This is a genomic window from Rhodococcus sp. NPDC056506, assembly GCF_042794945.1.
Taxonomy (GTDB): domain Bacteria; phylum Actinomycetota; class Actinomycetes; order Mycobacteriales; family Mycobacteriaceae; genus Rhodococcus_F.
On the sequence record NZ_JBHTSW010000044.1, the window covers coordinates 1 to 16,842 of the forward strand.

At 62.1% G+C, this 16,842-nt stretch carries 16 protein-coding genes; 7 read left to right on the forward strand and 9 right to left on the reverse strand.

Annotation, left to right across the window (positions count from 1 at the left end; genetic code table 11):
* Positions 1 to 142: 142 nt before the first annotated feature.
* Positions 143 to 2,224 (reverse strand): PhoX family protein, encoded by a 2,082-nt coding sequence (locus tag ACFQ6H_RS25085; protein ID WP_378649277.1) that lies wholly within the window; start codon positions 2,222 to 2,224, stop codon positions 143 to 145.
* A 234-nt stretch (positions 2,225 to 2,458) separates the two neighbouring features.
* Between ACFQ6H_RS25085 and ACFQ6H_RS25090 the strand changes: the two genes are divergently transcribed.
* The 7 genes from ACFQ6H_RS25090 (at position 2,459) to ACFQ6H_RS25120 (ending at position 7,912) form a co-directional block, all read left to right on the forward strand.
* Complete coding sequence (locus tag ACFQ6H_RS25090; protein WP_378649279.1) at positions 2,459 to 2,695, forward strand: hypothetical protein; 237 nt, start codon at positions 2,459 to 2,461, stop codon at positions 2,693 to 2,695.
* On the forward strand, positions 2,692 to 3,630 hold the full coding sequence (locus ACFQ6H_RS25095) for an ABC transporter ATP-binding protein (RefSeq protein ID WP_378649281.1): 939 nt from the start codon (positions 2,692 to 2,694) through the stop codon (positions 3,628 to 3,630). Before ACFQ6H_RS25090 ends, ACFQ6H_RS25095 begins: the two co-directional genes overlap by 4 nt.
* The gene (locus ACFQ6H_RS25100) at positions 3,627 to 4,418 is read left to right on the forward strand and encodes an ABC transporter permease (RefSeq protein ID WP_003946064.1); all 792 of its coding nucleotides are present in this window, start codon (positions 3,627 to 3,629) and stop codon (positions 4,416 to 4,418) included. Before ACFQ6H_RS25095 ends, ACFQ6H_RS25100 begins: the two co-directional genes overlap by 4 nt.
* A gap of 21 nt (positions 4,419 to 4,439) precedes the next feature.
* Positions 4,440 to 5,582 carry a sensor histidine kinase gene (locus ACFQ6H_RS25105; RefSeq protein ID WP_378529991.1) on the forward strand — a complete coding sequence of 381 codons (1,143 nt, stop codon included), beginning with the start codon at positions 4,440 to 4,442 and terminating at the stop codon, positions 5,580 to 5,582.
* Entirely contained in the window at positions 5,579 to 6,193 is a 615-nt protein-coding gene (locus tag ACFQ6H_RS25110) for a response regulator transcription factor (RefSeq protein ID WP_308371631.1), read from the forward strand. The genes ACFQ6H_RS25105 and ACFQ6H_RS25110 overlap by 4 nt, the downstream gene beginning before the upstream one ends.
* Before the next feature lie 118 nt (positions 6,194 to 6,311).
* On the forward strand, positions 6,312 to 6,719 hold the full coding sequence (locus ACFQ6H_RS25115; protein WP_283377368.1) for a YciI family protein: 408 nt from the start codon (positions 6,312 to 6,314) through the stop codon (positions 6,717 to 6,719).
* A gap of 8 nt (positions 6,720 to 6,727) precedes the next feature.
* Positions 6,728 to 7,912 carry an RNA polymerase sigma factor gene (locus tag ACFQ6H_RS25120; protein ID WP_378649319.1) on the forward strand — a complete coding sequence of 395 codons (1,185 nt, stop codon included), beginning with the start codon at positions 6,728 to 6,730 and terminating at the stop codon, positions 7,910 to 7,912.
* On the opposite strand, the gene ACFQ6H_RS25125 is transcribed toward ACFQ6H_RS25120, so the two are convergent.
* The 8 genes from ACFQ6H_RS25125 to ACFQ6H_RS25160 form a co-directional block, all read right to left on the reverse strand.
* Positions 7,898 to 8,644, reverse strand: a complete 747-nt coding sequence (locus ACFQ6H_RS25125; protein ID WP_020909781.1) for an amino acid ABC transporter ATP-binding protein — start codon at positions 8,642 to 8,644, stop codon at positions 7,898 to 7,900. The two genes, ACFQ6H_RS25120 and ACFQ6H_RS25125, sit on opposite strands and share 15 nt — an antisense overlap.
* A gap of 4 nt (positions 8,645 to 8,648) precedes the next feature.
* Positions 8,649 to 10,466: an ABC transporter substrate-binding protein/permease gene (locus ACFQ6H_RS25130; protein WP_378541284.1), complete on the reverse strand. Its 1,818-nt coding sequence runs from the start codon at positions 10,464 to 10,466 to the stop codon at positions 8,649 to 8,651.
* 151 nt (positions 10,467 to 10,617) lie between these two features.
* Positions 10,618 to 11,817, reverse strand: coding sequence for a zinc metallochaperone GTPase ZigA (zigA, locus tag ACFQ6H_RS25135; protein ID WP_378649283.1), 1,200 nt, complete (start codon positions 11,815 to 11,817; stop codon positions 10,618 to 10,620).
* 98 nt (positions 11,818 to 11,915) lie between these two features.
* The gene (gene nthB / locus ACFQ6H_RS25140) at positions 11,916 to 12,554 is read right to left on the reverse strand and encodes a nitrile hydratase subunit beta (protein ID WP_378649285.1); all 639 of its coding nucleotides are present in this window, start codon (positions 12,552 to 12,554) and stop codon (positions 11,916 to 11,918) included.
* A 26-nt stretch (positions 12,555 to 12,580) separates the two neighbouring features.
* On the reverse strand, positions 12,581 to 13,204 hold the full coding sequence (nthA, locus tag ACFQ6H_RS25145; RefSeq protein WP_378649287.1) for a nitrile hydratase subunit alpha: 624 nt from the start codon (positions 13,202 to 13,204) through the stop codon (positions 12,581 to 12,583).
* A gap of 73 nt (positions 13,205 to 13,277) precedes the next feature.
* A complete protein-coding gene (locus ACFQ6H_RS25150) occupies positions 13,278 to 14,843 on the reverse strand; it encodes an amidase (RefSeq protein ID WP_378649289.1) in 1,566 nt (521 codons plus the stop codon).
* Between the two features lie 114 nt (positions 14,844 to 14,957).
* Entirely contained in the window at positions 14,958 to 16,364 is a 1,407-nt protein-coding gene (locus tag ACFQ6H_RS25155) for a substrate-binding protein (RefSeq protein WP_378639647.1), read from the reverse strand.
* A gap of 44 nt (positions 16,365 to 16,408) precedes the next feature.
* Positions 16,409 to 16,777: a helix-turn-helix transcriptional regulator gene (locus ACFQ6H_RS25160; protein ID WP_020909773.1), complete on the reverse strand. Its 369-nt coding sequence runs from the start codon at positions 16,775 to 16,777 to the stop codon at positions 16,409 to 16,411.
* Between the last annotated feature and the right edge of the window lie 65 nt (positions 16,778 to 16,842).

The following is a 16,842-nucleotide window of genomic DNA, read 5'->3' on the forward strand; positions in this document are numbered from 1 at the left end:
GCGGGCGCTGGTACGGGTTTTTTTCCCCCTGCCGCTTACGCGTCGCGTGTTTGGTCAAAAGTTATCCCATTGACAATCTGTGTAAACCGCGGTGGGCCACATCCCAAATAATGCTAACGGCCCCACGTCGTTTTCGTGCGTATTACGAGCCGAGCCGAGATCCGTCCTTCTTCCAGGCTGCAACTACCGACGGGCGAGGCTGGGAGGAACCACCGTCGGGCCAATGGGATGCGGGGCTTTCGATGCTGGCGTCGTCGGTCTCGCCGGGGTGCTGGACGCAGACGATGACGCGCTTCTCGTCCACAATCGGTCCGCAGGTTTCGGCGCCGACGGGGACGGTGAGGAACTGCTTTGTCTCACCACGATTTTCGCCTTCGAGAACAACACTGAACAGTCCGTCGTTGGACTTGAGTGCGTTGCCGTCGGTGGAGATCCACAGGTTTCCGTGCGGGTCGAAGGCAAGGTTGTCCGGGCACGAGATCGGGCTGACCTTGCTCTTGTCGAATCCACCGAAGTAGGTATCGGCTGTGGCTGGATCTCCGCAGACGAGTAGGAGGTTCCAGCCGAAGGTGGTGCCGGCGTGGTCGTCGGTGATTTCGAGGACCTGGCCGTTCTTGTTGTTGTTGCGCGGGTTCGCCTCGTCGGCCGCTGCGCCGCCGTCGACGCCGCGCTTGGTGTTGTTGGTCAGTGCGACGTAAACCTTGCCGCTCTTCGGGTTTGCCTCGAAGTCCTCGGGGCGATCCATCTTTGTTGCCCCGACCTTGTCACCGGCCTGGCGGGTGAAGACGGCTACCTCTTCGGCGCTCATGCCGTCGACCAGCGATTCGCCCTTGCCGTCTTCGCCGGTGCGCAGGATGGCCACCCACTCACCGCTTCCGTCGAACTTGCCGTCGGCGGGGAGCTTGCCGCTGCCGTCGATCTCGCCGGCAGAGTTTCCGCTGAGCTTTGCGACGTACAGCGTTCCGGCGTCGAGCAGAGTCATGTTGTGACGCATGGCTGCTTGACTCTTGCCGTCCTGCATCTTTCGGCTGGAGACGAACTTGTACATGTAGTCGAAGCGCTCGTCGTCGCCGCTGTAAGCAACGACGGTGCCGTCCGACGTGATGTAAATGGTGGCGGCTTCGTGCTTGAAACGTCCGAGCGCTGTGTGCTTGATCGGAGTGGACGACGGATCCCAGGGATCAATCTCGACGACGTATCCGAATCGGTTGACCTCGTTGGGTTCTGCGACCAGATCGAACCGCTTGTCGAAGCGTTCCCATTTGCGCTCGGAAGCGGCGCCGGCAAGACCGTAGCGCTTCAGCCGCGCGGCGACTGTGGGATCGGTGACTCCCTCGGCATTCGCGAAGTACTGGTTGAAGTTCTCTTCGCCGGAAAGCACTGTGCCCCAAGGTGTGACGCCGCCCGCGCAGTTGTTGAGGGTGCCGAGCACTTTGGTTCCGGTGGGATCGGCGCTCGTCTTGAGGAAGTCGCTACCGGCAGCGGGGCCGGTCACGACAAATTCCGTGGTTCCGGTGATGCGGCGGTTGTTCGATCCGATCTCCGGCACCAGCTTGCCGTTGTCGGATTCTCCCTTGACCTGGACGACCGACAGTCCGTGGCTGGCCAAGCCGATCTTGAACTGCTCCTCAGTCGGGTTCTCCGCATCGTAGCCGCGGAACATCGCGGGCTCGGTGGAGTATTCGTGGTTGACCACGAGTAGGTAGGTGTTGGGCTGTCCGTCGACCGGAAGCAATCCGGCGAAGTCGTTGTTGAATCCGAACTGCAGTTCCTGCGCTGCCGCAGTCTGCTTGTCGAAGTCGAAAGCCGGGGCACCGGCGAGAACGGCGTCACCCCAGCGAATCACGACGGCCTGATCGTATCCGTCAGGGACGGTGACCTTGTCTTCTTTGTTGGGAGCGACAGCGCTGAAGTTCGTTCCCGCCGGTGTCGATCCGCTGCTGCTGCCACTCGCCGAACCGGTTCCCGGTTCGGCGCTTGCAGATTCGTCCGAACAGGCGACGAGGGCACTGCCGGCCCCCACCGCGAGGACCGCCATGCCGCTGCCCCGGAGCATGCCGCGACGAGTCAGTGCCGTGCGTGCGATGTCGCGGAAGTACTCGCCGCCCGAGGTGTTGGGGACCTCGTGAGAGCACGCGTTTCCGCACTTGTACTGGCAGGTGATCGACGCGCGTGCAGACACGCCGTCGTGTTTGACGAACAAGGCCAAAGGCTTGATAGCCACCGTGAACTCCCGAGATTCGATGTACGGACTTCGGGAACCGTAGAAGCTCTAAGCAAGGGTAAAGGAACGTAAAAATGAACGGCAAAACAACGAGGTGACCCTTACCCGCGGTTTACGACGCGTCCCCGCGGGGACGTCGCATGACATTTGTCATCGCCGATCCATGACGGTGTCACCGCAGGTGATGACGCTGTGCACTGTTTTCGGCTCCGACTTCCCGCGAAGCTTGAATGCATGAGAGAACCACATGAGGGAAGCCTCCTGACGGACCTGATGGACATCGGACCCGCACCCACGATGGGTCGCGAACTTGTCGTGACCGTCGTGAATATCGCGATCATCGGAGTGCTGTTCGCGATCATCGGCTCCAATCCCGTGTTCTGGATTCTTGTTGCCGCTCTCGCTGTCTATGCGGGTATCCGATTCGTGATCGGGCTGCGCGGCTGGAACCGAGAGGAGGCGCAGCGATGAAGGGCGATCCCGTGATCGACGTTGTCGGAATGTCGCGGCGCTACGGCTCGGGCAAGGATGCGTTCGATGCTGTCCGCAATCTTGATCTGAGTGTCCAGGAAGGCGAGTTGTTCGGCCTCCTCGGAACTAACGGTGCCGGCAAGACATCCACTCTCGAAGTGATTCAGGGTCTTTCGCGGGCCAGTGCGGGTACCGTGCGCGTTCTGGGGATGGATCCGGTGCGCAACCGCAAGCAGATTCGCCCGTCACTGGGCATCATGCTTCAGAAGGGCGGTCTTCCCCAAGATCTCACTGCCCGCGAGAGTTTGGCGATGTGGGCAGGAACCTGCTCGAATCCACTTCCCGTCGACGAGGTCCTCGAGCGCGTGGACATGCGTGACCGTGGCGATACCCGCGTGAAGTTCCTCTCGGGAGGTGAAGCCCGCCGTCTGGACCTGGCGTGCGCGATCATCGGCCGTCCCCTCGTCCTCTTTCTCGACGAACCGACTACCGGACTGGACCCCGAAAGTCGTCGTAACACCTGGCAATTGATCGCTGACTTGAAAGCCTCGGGCGTCACCATCATGTTGACGACGCACTACCTGGACGAAGCCGAGTCCCTGTGTGACCAGTTGGCGATCATGCACCGAGGATCGGTGGTGCGCAGCGGAACCGTGGCGGACGTCGTCGCGGATCATCCCGCTCAGATCAAACTGCACCGCCCAGGTCTTCCGCTCCCAGCGCTGGCCGGCGCCGAGGTGCGCGTCGAAAATGATCTGGTGCTGATCACCACTCGCACAGTGCAGGAGACTCTGACGGAACTGCTGCTGTGGGCACAGCACAACAACATCCTGCTGACCGGGCTGGATGCCCGCGCGGCATCCCTGGAGACCGTATTCCTCTCCATTGCAGACCAATTCGATCATCACGCAACTCTCGAAGGAGCGTCGGCATGAACCGCATAGCTACCCTGTCTCGTTCGGAGTTCACGCTCCTGGGACGAAATCGACTGTTGCTCTTCAACGCAATCGTCCTCCCGTTGATCTTTCCCGTGGGGATGCTGTACCTCTCACGCGATGGCGGGTTGTCCGACAAGTCGGTGTCGGCAGGCCTCGAGGTGTTTGCACTCTTCCTGCTCGTGTTCGTGGTCTTCTACAACCTCCTGTCGGTGTACGCGACGCGTCGTGACGAGTTGGTTCTCAAGCGACTACGGACCGGGGAATGCAGCGACGCCGAGATCCTCGCGGGCCCGGCAGTACCGTCGTGGGTTCTCACCGGCCTGTTGACGGTGGTGATAGGAATCGCCGTGATGGTTCTGGGCGGTAGTGCTCCGGTCAATCCGGTCCTGGTGCTGGTCGCGGTGATCGGCGGCGCCGCGCTCTTCACGGCGCTGGCGTTGATCACTTCGGCTGTCACGCGAAATGCAGAGGCGGCGCAGATCACCTGCATGCCGATTCTGATTCTGGCGACGGCAGGTATGTCTTCGATCAGGAATGTCGTGCCGGACAACGTTGCTCGCATTCTCGATTTCACTCCGCTGGCCGCGGTAGTCGACCTTCTCAATCTCGGATGGCTGGGGCGGACCACTGGCGAACTGGCTGATCTGGGCGATGCGCCCGGTGCGGCAGCGGGATTTGTCGACACCTTCGGTTCGGCTGCGCAACCGCTGTTGGTCATGCTGGCGTGGATCGTCGGTTCGGTTCTGATCGCGAACGTCCACTTCCGCTGGGAACCGCGTTCGTAGAACTCTGAGAAGGTAGTGGGCATGATCGCGCAGAACTTCGGACGCTGGAATCCGAGACGGACGTGGCGAACCGCGTCGAACGTCGACAAGGTTCGCCTCTACACGCGGCAATCGTTCATCATGGTCGCAGTGGTTTTCGGTGGCTTCGGTGCGGTCACCGAGGTCGTTGCGGATCGGTATCTGTCGGGTGTGTTCCTCGGAATCAGTGCCGTTGCGTGCGTCATCGCCGTGTCTCGGATGCCTGATCTGGGCGGGATCGTGGTCAAGCCCGTCCAGATTCCCCTTGCCGTGATGACGTTGTCGGCGTTCTGTTCGGCGGGAATTGCCTTGGGAAGCAATGGCGAGAACGGCCCGTACTTCTGGCTGGCGGCAATCCTTGTGGTTCCCCTTGCCGGGTTGACGTCGTTGCGCTGGCTGATCGTGGGCTCGGTGGTCGCCGGGGTTGTCTTGGGACTGCTTGCGGGTCCGGAAAGCGGCGTGTCCGTCGGAATCGTTGCCGGCTTCATGGGGCTGACCGTCTACATGTCGGTCTGGCTGCTGCGGATGGTTACCGAATTGGACGAGGCACGCGGAGCCGCCGCTGCTCTGTCCGTCGCCGAGGAGCGGTTGCGATTTTCGCGTGATCTGCATGACGTCGTCGGGCGGGCACTGTCTGCAATTGCGGTGAAAAGTGAACTTGCAGCCACGCTTTCACGACGCGGCGACGATCGTGCCGCCGCGCAGATGGACGAAGTACGCGAACTTGCGCAAGATTCACTCGACGAAGCGCGCGAGTTGGTTCGGGGATACCGGTCCATCGCCTTGGCGTCCGAATTGGCCGGTGCGCAGTCGCTGCTCGAGGCCGCCGGAATCTCCACCGCGATACGTGGATCGGCAGATCAACTGCCGGTGGAACTGGCCGAAGCCGCTGCCTGGGTCGTTCGTGAAGGAGTGACCAACATTCTCCGGCACTCCAGTGCCGAGAATTGCAGCATCGAGGTGTTCGCGGACGGCGTCGTGATTGCCAACGACGGCGCACGTATCGCAGAGCCGAACAACGGAACCGGCCTGAACGGATTGCGCGAGCGCGTCGGCGCCGTCGGAGGAACTGTTGAAACCGTCCAGGACGAAGATCGCTTCACCCTCACCGCCCACTTTCCGTCCCGAACGAAGGAGTCTCGGTGACCGAGCCGATCAAGGTACTGCTGGCCGACGACGAGAACCTGATCCGCTCGGCTCTGGCCATGATGTTGTCGCTCGAAGACGACATCGTTGTCGTGGCGGAAGCCGAATCCGGCGAGGACGCCGTGATCGCTGCTGCGAAGCATCAACCTGACGTAGCCGTGCTGGACCTTCAAATGGCAGGTATCGACGGCATCGAGACGGCGCAACAGATTGCGCAGACGGTCTCGGGGTGCGTCTCGATCATCGTGACGAGCCACGGGCGTCCCGGGTATCTGAAGAAGGCACTGTCAGCAGGCGTCCGAGGATTTCTGCCGAAGACGACGCCTGCGGCGACGCTCGCCGAGGTGGTCCGCAGCGTCCATGCGGGCGGGCGGTACGTCGATCCGTCGTTGGCTGCCGAGGCAATCGGCGCAGGCGACTCACCGCTTACGCCGCGTGAAGCGGACGTCCTCGAGTACGCGGCCGACGGAGCATCCATCGAGCAGATCGCTTCCCGCGCGCATCTCTCGGCAGGAACCACGCGGAATTATCTGTCGTCAGCTGTCACCAAACTCGGTGCTGCCAATCGGCACGAAGCTGCAGTGATCGCCCGCCGGCAGGGGTGGATCTAGGGCCCCGAAGCCCCGCGATGTCGAGAATAGCCCCGCGATGTCGAGAATCCCCAACTTGCTTCGTCCCTGTAGTGACGTGCGACCAGAATGGGTGGCACCGACACAGAGGAGATTCACGATGGCCAAGTACTTGCTGCTCAAGCACTACCGCGGCGCTCCGGCTGCAGTCAACGACGTGCCGATGGACCAGTGGACACCGGAAGAGATCACGGCCCACGTGAAGTACATGCAGGACTTCGCGGATCGGCTCGAGAAGGCGGGCGAGTTCGTCGACGGTCAGGCTCTCGCTCCTGAGGGCACCTTTGTCCGGTACGACGGCGAGGGTCGTCCCCCGGTCACCGACGGTCCGTTCGCGGAGACCAAGGACCTCATTGCCGGCTGGATGGTGATCGACGTCGACAACTACGACCGAGCCGTCCAATTGGCCGGTGAGCTTTCGGCCGCACCCGGCGCCGGCGGGAAGCCGATTCACGAATGGCTCGAACTGCGCCCGTTCCTGACCGAGCCGCCGACCATCACGGACTGACAGCTGTCATGGACGACGCCTTGCTTCGGAGTCTGACTCCGAGCGTGCTCGGCATCCTCGTTCGCCGCGGAGCAGATTTCGCGTCGGCCGAGGATGCCGTGCAGGACGCTCTGCTCGACGCGGTCAGGGTCTGGCCGGAGAACCCGCCGCGGGACCCGAAGAGCTGGCTGGTCACGGTGGCCTGGCGGCGGTTCCTCGACGGGATCCGGTCGGATGCGGCTCGTCGCAAGCGGGAGTTTCTTGTCGACGAGCAGCCAGGCGAGCCGCAAGTGAACGGGCCCGCGCCGGCAGTGGACGACACACTCCAGCTCTACTTTCTGTGCGCGCACCCGTCGTTGACGCCGTCGTCCGCCGTCGCACTCACGCTGCGCGCTGTCGGCGGGCTGACCACCCGCCAGATTGCGCAGGCCTACCTGGTGCCCGAGGCGACGATGGCTCAGCGCATCAGCCGGGCCAAGCGCACGGTCTCCGGCGTCCGGTTCGAGCAACCCGGCGATGTCGCCACCGTCCTGCGTGTCCTCTATCTGGTCTTCAACGAGGGGTACTCCGGCGACGTCGACCTGGCTGCCGAGGCCATCCGGCTCACCCGGCAGTTGGCGGACGCGATCGATCACCCCGAAGTCGCAGGGTTGCTCGCACTGATGCTGCTCCATCACGCTCGTCGAGCCGCGCGAACTGCCGCGGACGGCAGTCTGGTTCCGCTAGCCGAGCAGGATCGCAGCCGGTGGGACACCGATTCGATTGCCGAAGGAGTCGCAATCCTCCAGTCAGCTCTCGCCCGCGACCGGCTCGGTGAGTTCCAGGCCCAGGCCGCCATTGCCGCACTCCATGCCGACGCTTTCACAGCAGACGAGACCGACTGGGTGCAGATCGTGGAGTGGTACGACGAACTCGCAGCCTTGACCGACAGCCCGATTGTCCGGCTCAACCGAGCGGTGGCCGTCGGCGAGGCAGACGGACCACGCGCTGGATTGGCAGCTCTTGCAGCGCTAGATGATTCACTTCCACGCCATGCCGCAGTCGAGGCCTATCTGCGTGAACGCGACGGAGACCTGGACACGGCGGCGAGGCTGTATGCCGATGCAGCGCACAAGGCATCCAACCTCGCCGAACGTGACCATCTGATGCTTCAGGCGTCGAGGATCAACGCCCGTCGATCTCCTGCAAGCGCCCCTGAGTCAGAGAACCTGTGAGAGAAACGCCTGCAGTCGATCTGTTTCGGGATCGTCGAAAAGCTGTTCCGGAGTACCGGTTTCGACAACGGCGCCACGATCCATGAAGAGCACCTTGTCGGAAACGGAACGCGCGAAGCCCATTTCGTGCGTCACGACGACCATGGTCATGCCGGACTTCGCGAGATCGGCCATCAATGCCAGAACACCCTTGACCAGTTCGGGGTCAAGAGCTGACGTCGCCTCGTCGAAGAACATGACCTCGGGCTTCATCGCCAGGGCGCGGGCAATGGCGACGCGCTGCTGCTGACCTCCCGAAAGGTTGCCGGGCCGCGAGTCGGCCTTCTCCTTGAGCCCCACCAGATCCAGCTGCTCGAGTGCGAGCGCCCGAGCCTGTTCCTTGGACAACCCCTTGAGCTTGTTCGGCCCCAGTGCGATGTTCTCGGCGACGGTCTTGTGCGGGAACAGGTTGAAGTGCTGGAACACCATGCCGATTCGCTGGCGAAGCTCGTCGGGGTTGTCCTTCAAGACGGACTTCCCGTCGAGCAGTACGTCACCCTGCTCAGGCTCGTGCAGACGGTTCAGCACGCGCAGGAGCGTCGACTTGCCCGAACCGGAGGGCCCGATGACGGTGACGGTGTTTCCGGCGTCGACGTGCAGGTTGACGCCGCGAAGCACCTTGTTGGTACCGAAGGACAGATGCAGGTCCTTGCCGGTGAGCGATACGGACTTCAGTTCAGAGCTGGTGGTCATGTCCTCAGCCCCTTTCCACGACGATGGCCTGCTCGAGCGGATCCAACGTGCCTGAGGTGTCGGCGCGTCCAGTCCGGAGTCGGTTGTCGATGTAGTTGACGAGGTGCGTCAGCGGGATGGTCAGAGCAAGGTAGAACAAGCCTGCCGCGACGAGCGGGGACAGGCTGCCGGTCTGGGCGTTGAGATCGCGTCCGACGGCAAAGAGTTCCCGCTGGGTGACGAGCAGACCGAGGAAGTAGATCAGCGACGAGTCCTTGATCAGCGAGATGAACTGGTTCATCAACGCCGGCAGAACGCGTCGTACACCCTGTGGGATGACGACCAGCGACATGGACTTTCGGTAGCTGAAGCCGAGGGCACGGGAGGCTTCGAGCTGCCCGGACTCGACACTCTGGATACCGGATCTGAAGATCTCACCGATGTATGCCGACGCGAGCAGTGACAGCGCTGCGACACCGAGCCAGTACGGATTGCTGCCGGTGATTCCCTTGACGATCGGTCCGACGCCGAGCCCGATGATCAAGATGATGACGACTGCGGGCAGGCCACGGAAGATGTCGGTGTAGACGCGGGCCGGCCAGCGTAGCCAACGAGTGCGCGAGATACCGGCGACAGCGAGCAGCATGCCGAGGATCGTGCCGATGATGCCCGACGCGAGCGCGAGGATCAGGGTGTTGGGAAGACCGGTCTTGAGGAGATCGGGGAAGGCCTTCTTGTACAGATCCCAGTCGAAGAACGTGTCCTTGAGCTGTTCGAGCGTCGACTTAGGTTGGTACGACGCGGTATCGCCACCGTCGCCGTTGGCGGCGTTTTCCGCGGCAATGGCTGCGAAGTCGGGCAGTTCCGGAGTGGCCGCGGCCTTGGATCCGGGCTTCCAGCCTTCGGGGAGTTGGCGCGGTACCCAGTCGGCGTACAGCTGAGACCAGGTTCCGTCGTCGATGACTGCGTCGAGGCCGGAGTTGAGGGCGTCGATCAGCGGCTGGTTCTCCTTGTTCACCGCCCAGCCGACGAAGTTGTTGACCGAGAAGGTGTTCTGGATGATCGAGGTCGGATCACCGGGAGCGATCGCGCCTTCGGCCTGCTGAGACGGAGCTACCCAGGCGTCGATCTGTCCGGACTTGAGGTTCGCGTACGCCGTGGCGTAGTCGGGGAACTTCACGGGATCGAGCTTGAGCGTGTTCACGACGTAGTCGTCCTGAACGGTTCCCTGCACGACGCCGATGCGCTTGGATGCGTCCAGGTCGCCGAAGCCGGTGATCGCGCTGCCGTTGGGGACCACGAGGGAGAAGTAACCGAAGTCGTAACCGTTGGTGAAGCCGACGGTGTTGCGACGGTCGTCTGTGGTGGTGATGGACGACGAGCCGACGTCGAAGCGTCGACCGGCAACCTGAGCGAGTAGACCGGCGAACTCGGTGCCGACGAACTCGACCTTCAAGCCCAGCTTGTCCGCGACGGCCTTGAGGAGTTCGTTGTCGTAACCGGTGTACTGGTTCTCGGAGTTGACGCAGATGCTCGGGGGCGCGTCACCGAGCGTGCCGACCGTGATGACCCCGGGTTTGATCAGATTCAGCTTCGAGGTGTCGATCTGATTGACCGGTGTGACGGTGGCCGTGGTGTAGCGGTCTTCGGCGCCCGCACCCGCTGCCGCATCCAGGTTGGTGGGCGCCGCGGTTGCGGCTCCCACTCCTGGAGGTGCACACAGGTCTGTGGGGGCTGCCGACGAATCCGAGCCACTCGAGCACGATGACAGAGTCAGCGCCAGGAGGGCAGTGAGGAGCAGTGCCACCACCAGGCGGATCTTCGCTGCGACGGAAGAAAACATGCCAGCAGCGTAAACCTAAGGGTAGCCATTTCTCCGTGTAGAACTGTTGACAGTTTTCGGACAAGCGGCGGTTGCGCTGCGGGCTTGCCTTCAAATCAGCGTGATTTTAAGTATCGCCAGGTCGGGGAAACTCATTCCGAAGTGATCGAGATCAGACGGTCTGGTCGGTATAGCCGACGCCCAAGGGGTCGCTCCAGGTGGTCCACACGTCTGGCCCGAGTTCGATCTCGGCTGTGGTGAGTAGACACGCGTCGAGTTCTCGGTGCAGTCGAGACGGGTCGACGGCTTGGCCGATGAAGACGAGTTCTTGTCGGCAGTCTCCGACGGGTTCTTCCCACTTGTCGAGGATTCCGTCACGACGGTAATCGTCGGCCGGCCACTCGTCGCGGGGTAGAAACTTCCACCAACGGCCGACGTATCCCTGGCGAATGAGATGACCGGCCTGAGAAATACTCCCGATCTCGGTGAACCGGCCGGCATTCCAGTAGTAGCCCTTGGCCCGAAGTAACTTTCCGTTGGTCCACTCGCTGCTGAGGAAATCATGCAGCCGTTGGGGGTGGAAGGGTGCGCGCTCGCGGTACACCACCGAACTGATTCCGTACTCTTCGGTTTCGGGGATGTGTTCACCCTGGAGTTCTTGTAGCCATCCGGGGGCCTGCGCCGCTTTCTCGAGCGAGAACAAACCGGTATCGAGAATCGTGTCGAGTGGGATGCGTCCGAGCGTCATCGGCACTATCGAGGCAGTTGCATTCAAAGATCGTAGGACCGCGGTCAGCTCGATCAGATGCTCCCGTGAGACCAGATCGGCCTTGCTCACCAGGATCACATCGGCGAATTCGATCTGATCGACAAGCAGATCCGCGATGTCTCGTTCGTCTTCCGGGGCATCGGCTTCGACGCGGCCCCCAGCCGTGTAGTCGCGCAGAAAACTGTGGCCGTCGACGACGGTGACCATGGTGTCGAGTCGGGCGACGTCGGCGAGGGCGTGGCCGTCGGTATCGATGAATGTGAACGTTTCTGCGACGGGCAGCGGTTCGGAGATGCCCGAAGATTCGATGAGTAGGTAGTCGAATCGGCCGTCAGCGGCCAAGGCGCTGATCTCGGAGAGAAGATCTTCTCGCAGAGTGCAGCAGATGCAGCCGTTGGTCATCTCGACCAGTTTCTCCTCGGAGCGACTGAGCGAGATCTCACGCTCGACTTCTGCACTGTCGATGTTGATTTCGCTCATGTCGTTGACGATCACCGCGACCCGACGACCCTCCCGATTGCGCAGGATCTCGTTGAGTAGTGTCGTCTTCCCGGCGCCCAGGAAACCTGACAGCACCGTGACCGGAAGTCGTGTGTCGACCATGATTTCGAGTGTCCTTCCGAATGAGAGAATCGCTGTGATCAGGCGGCGGTCACGCAAAACGCTGTGATCGCATGACCGCCGCCCGGAATGCTGGAAGATCAGGCCGCCGGCTCGAGGTAACCCTCGAAGAGGTCGACCACGACGCTCCCGCCATCTGTGTCGCTGCCGAACAGTTCCTCCGCAGCGAACGTCACGTGGTACGTGGGTTCTTCACCGGCGTCGTTGCGGCCGTGACCGATTGCGTCGGGGAACGGCCACTTCTCGGTGGTCCGGTGAGCGATGGTCCCCACGCGTCCTCGGCAGTACGCAGGCATTCGAATATGCCCGGGAACGTATTCGTCTCGCACGCGTACTCGCTGACCGACCTCGAAGGTTGTTGTGTCGGCGCGAGCCGGTCGCCCTTCGGATTCGCTGGGGCGTGAGAGTGGGAAGGGGCCTCCCGCAAGGCTTTCGAGCTCTTCCTGCGTCAGGATTCCCTTTTCGACCATCAGTGCTGCGACGCCGATGACGTATCTCTCGTAGTACGGGGTCATCATGTAGTGGCGGGGCTCCATCCGCTCGACGACGTATCGAACTTCGTCGACGCTGAATGCTCCGAGTTCGGCGACACCGGCGAACATCAGGCTGTACGGCAGGTGTTCCCACTCGGCGTGGAAGGTGGGGCCGATGTCGGCGTTGACGGTATGCGGGACTTTGCCGAAGCCTTGAACTCCGGCAAGATCGTGTACTCCATCCATGGTGTGCTTCTTTCTTGTCGGGGTGATCAGACGGTGGGGACCTGCGGGACTGCGACGCCGATCAGGCAGTCCTTGGTGACGACCTCTTGAAGCTGTTCCTGGCTCCAGCCTTCGGTGCCTGCGGGACGTTGCGGAAGAACCATGTAGCGAGTTTCGGCGGTGGTGTCGTAGACGCGGATCTCGACGTCCGACGCTATCTCGGTTCCCATCTCGGAGAGAACCTTCCGTGGCTCACGCACCACTCGCGCACGGTATTCGAAACTCTTGTACCAGGTAGGGGGCAGGCCGAGAATGGGCCACGCGGTGCATGAACACAGCGAGCACACGATCACGTTCTTGAGGGTCGGGGTGTCTTCGACTGCCACGATGTATTCGCCCTGGGGGCCCAGATATCCGTACTGGGCAACCGCGGCGGTACCGTCGGTGAGAAGCAACTGCCGGAACTCGGGGTCGGTCCACGCCCGCGCGACCAATTCCGCTCCGCGCCTTGGACTGAAGTCCTCCTCGAAGGTCTTCTTCCATCCTTCGACGTAACCGTCGGGTACCAATCCCTTACCGTCGAGTGCGCGGAACAGTGCCCACGCCCGGTCGGAGACCGGCGCCTGGGCCGGTGCGGCGTTCTCCGTTGTGTGGTCGATCGTTACTGACATCTGGTTCACCTTTTCTATGCGGGCTGATCATGTGTGAATCGGTGGAATTTGTTGTGCAAGTGCGGATACAGAACTAGGCGAGGCTGAGTTGTGGTGCAGAATCGGAGGAGCGGTCGGCAGGTGTCGGAAACACGCCGCGGAGCCTTTCGAATGCGCGCCCGACCCGGAGGACCGTCGCATCGTCGAAGGTTTTGCCGGTGATCATCATTCCGACCGGAAGTCCGTTCACCAGGCCGGCCGGAACGGACAGGGACGGATGTCCGGTCACGTCGAATGGTGCAGTGTTGGCGATCATCCCGAGGGCCTTCGTGATGAAGGTGGCGCGGTCCACGTCCTTCGCCGGCAATTCGGATGCGACGTAGGGCAGTGTGGGCATCACCAGGACGTCGAACTGTCTCAAGGCAGTGTCGTAGGCGGCGCGGGCGAGCGGTACCAGGTTGCGAGCTTTGCCGTAGCTCGCGCCGCCGAGGGTGGTGATGCCGTGGTGGCCGGTCAGCGCCACTAGTTTGACGGTTTCGGACAGAGCATCGGCGTGCTGAATGCGTCGAGAAGCAAAGTGTGCCATCAGTTCCGGATCGTACAAACCTTCGGCGTTCATGCCGTATCCGTTGCCGTCCAACATCTGGTAGGCACCACCATCCGTGGCGATCACGTTCCAGATATGGAAAGCATGCAGGTGCCACGGGATGCTTACTTCCTCTACCGTGCAGCCGATTTCGCTCAAACTGTGTGCCGCTGCGCGGACTGCGTCGTCGACCTCGGGTTGTGAGACCGCGTGCCCGAAACCTTCTCGAACGATTCCGATTCGCAGGCCGTCCACGTCGGAGTCGAGGGTGGACAAATAGTCACCTGCTTCGACACTGTCCGGCTGACGTGGGTCGTTGCCGTCGCGGCCGGCGATGACCGAAAGCATCAGTGCGGCATCGTGGACCGTGCGTGTGATGGGGCCGAGGTGGTCGATTGTTCGCTCGATGGGAAATGCCCCGGTATACGGGACGAGCCCGAACGTCGGCTTGTGTCCGACGACGCCGCAGAATGCCGCCGGGATCCGGATCGATCCGCCCTGATCCCCACCGATGGCAAAATCGACGTCACCGTTTGCGACGAGAGCCGCACTGCCACCGGATGATCCCCCTGCTTCGCGCTGCGAGTCCCATGGGTTGTGAACCGGCCCGCTTGCCGGCGTGAAGCTCGAGCCGGAGAAACACAGGTCCTCACACACGGCTTTGCCTGCGACGGTCGCCCCGGCCGCCAGTAGCCGACTGACGACAGTTGCATCGCGAGACGGGGTGAACCCTTCTACTGTCCGAGACCCGTTCATCATCGGAACTCCGGCCACGGTCACGTTGTCCTTGATCGCCACGCTTCGGCCGGTCAGGACGCCGTCCGACGTCGGCGGGATGCTTGTGGTCACATACCAAGCGCTCAAAGGATTTTCGCTCGCAGTTGGCACCTTGTGCTCGCGTGACGTGGTCGGCGGGGTTGCCTCGTCGGCGTACAACTGGTCGACGACGTCGTAGGAGCCCAGTGCTCCGTCGATCAGTGCCGGCCACTCGAGCCGGGCTGATTGGTCGAGAGTGATGCCGTAATGCTTTGCGGCGGTGTCTATTGCATTGTCGTCAGGTCGGATTGTCGCCATGAGAAGTGTGCTCCTGATGTGATCGGCTTCACTTGTCTTTCAGACTAGGGCCGGACCCATAATTGCGTCAATAGGTATCGACATATTGACTCGTTAAGTTCGGGTTACGCGCGCTCAGAGAGAGCGGGGGTGCAGGCGCCCACGGCGTGATTCAGCGAGCAAAATCGGTCGATGCAGTGGAACACCGGTGTTCGTAGAGCTTTTCGACGTCGTGACAAGCTGCCGAAGTACTGTTTCCGGATCGCCTGCCGACGTTCCTTCGGCTGCGCGTGCGTAAGCGATGATCGCTTCGTACGTTGTCTCCGACAGGGAACTGAGCGGAGGCAGGAGTTCGTTCGAGCTCGCGCTGTATCGCTTTTCGAGGTCGTGATCGCCGGCTGCGGATTGAAAGTAGCCGAATGCCGCCCAGACTCCGTCGGCATCGGAATTGCCGATGAGCTGCTGAGTGGCCTCGTCGAGGACCAATGCAAACGTCCGCGTGGTGGCCCGCAGTCCGTGCTGGGCGCATTGTCGTTCGAAGAAGACCTCGTCATGGCCGACCAGGGTGGAAAGAATCAGTTCGGCCCCGGAGTCGGCTATCGACTCGATGATGCGTGAGAAGTCGGTTGTCCCCAACGGTACGTAGATTTCGCCGGCCACCGAACCTGTGGATTCGGCGATCACACGCCGGGCCGCCCAATGTGCTCCGAACGACCACGAATACTGCTGGCCGACCAGGAACCAAGTGCGAGAACCGGTCTCGGACATCATTGCGGGTATACCCGCTCGCGTCTGGTCGAGTGGTCGCTCACCCAATCGAAGGACTCCCGGACGCGATCGACCTCCCTCGTTGAGAACTGTGTGCACCAACAGCACACCGGTGTTCTGCAAGGCAGATGCAGCGGCATTGAAGGTCGACGATGTCACGCACGCGAAAACGGCGCGACATCCGCTTTTCACCAGTCGCAGTGCGGTCGCCGCTCCGGCCGCCGAGTCGGAAGCGTCATCGCCTATTATCAAGTCGACGAGAACGCCGCCGACGCCGCCGTCGGCATTGATTTCTTCCACGGCCAGGGCTGCGAGTTGTTCTGTTGCCTGGGCGAATACAGCTGCCGGGCCGGATTTGCTGACCAGCAGCCCGATCCGATGTCGGTCGGAACGCGGAGGTTCGGGTGGAGCGAATCCGCGCTTGTTGGCAAGCCAGGAAATGCCGTCCTGATCGAGGCTGGACTCGAGAACGATCCTGGTCCCGGTGCCGTCGGGAAAGAACCGGATCGTCAGGCGGCCGCGCCACGGTTGGTGGTGCACGATTACGACCGATCGGCCCCGCTTCACGCCGGCGACGTATCCCAACAGCGTGATCGGCATTCCGGCTAGATCTGCGCGTGCGCCGTCGCCGACGGGAAGGGAGATGGCGGCAGCGGCCCCGACCGTAAGTTGCTCACATTCGAGTTCGAGCAGTTGCCCCGTTTCGAGGCGCTCGAAGGCTGACCCTGGTGGGTCGGTCGTCACGATCTGTGCCGTTACGGAGAGACCTGGCACGTTCTACTTCCTGCCTGAAATAGGTGCTGGGGCTCAACAGGGCCTCACGCCCGGCGACGCACCGAAGCCGCGTCGGAATCCTCAGTCGCAGTGGTCGGCAACTCGGAGGCGTTCGAACCTGCTTCCAGCGCTCGCCCGAGGACGTCGCGCAGGAACTGGAGTGCATCGTTGGCGGGCCCCGACGGATCTATCGAGAACAGGCGATGACGTCCTTGACGCCGTTCGACGATCACTCCGGACAACCGCAGCGCCTTGAGATGTGTGGATACCGTGGTGCGACCGACCGTCGAAATTTGATCGCTGATGAAGCCCGCGTTGCACTCGCCGTGGGTAGCCAGCGTGTCGAGAATCTGTCGACGCACTTGGTCGGCCAGCACAGCAAACGCCAACTCTTCGTTTCGTTGAGTAGTCACTGTCTGCTGTCCGCGCTTCCTCGATGGTCTCTACTGAGATATGTCGACACTCGTCAACATATCTC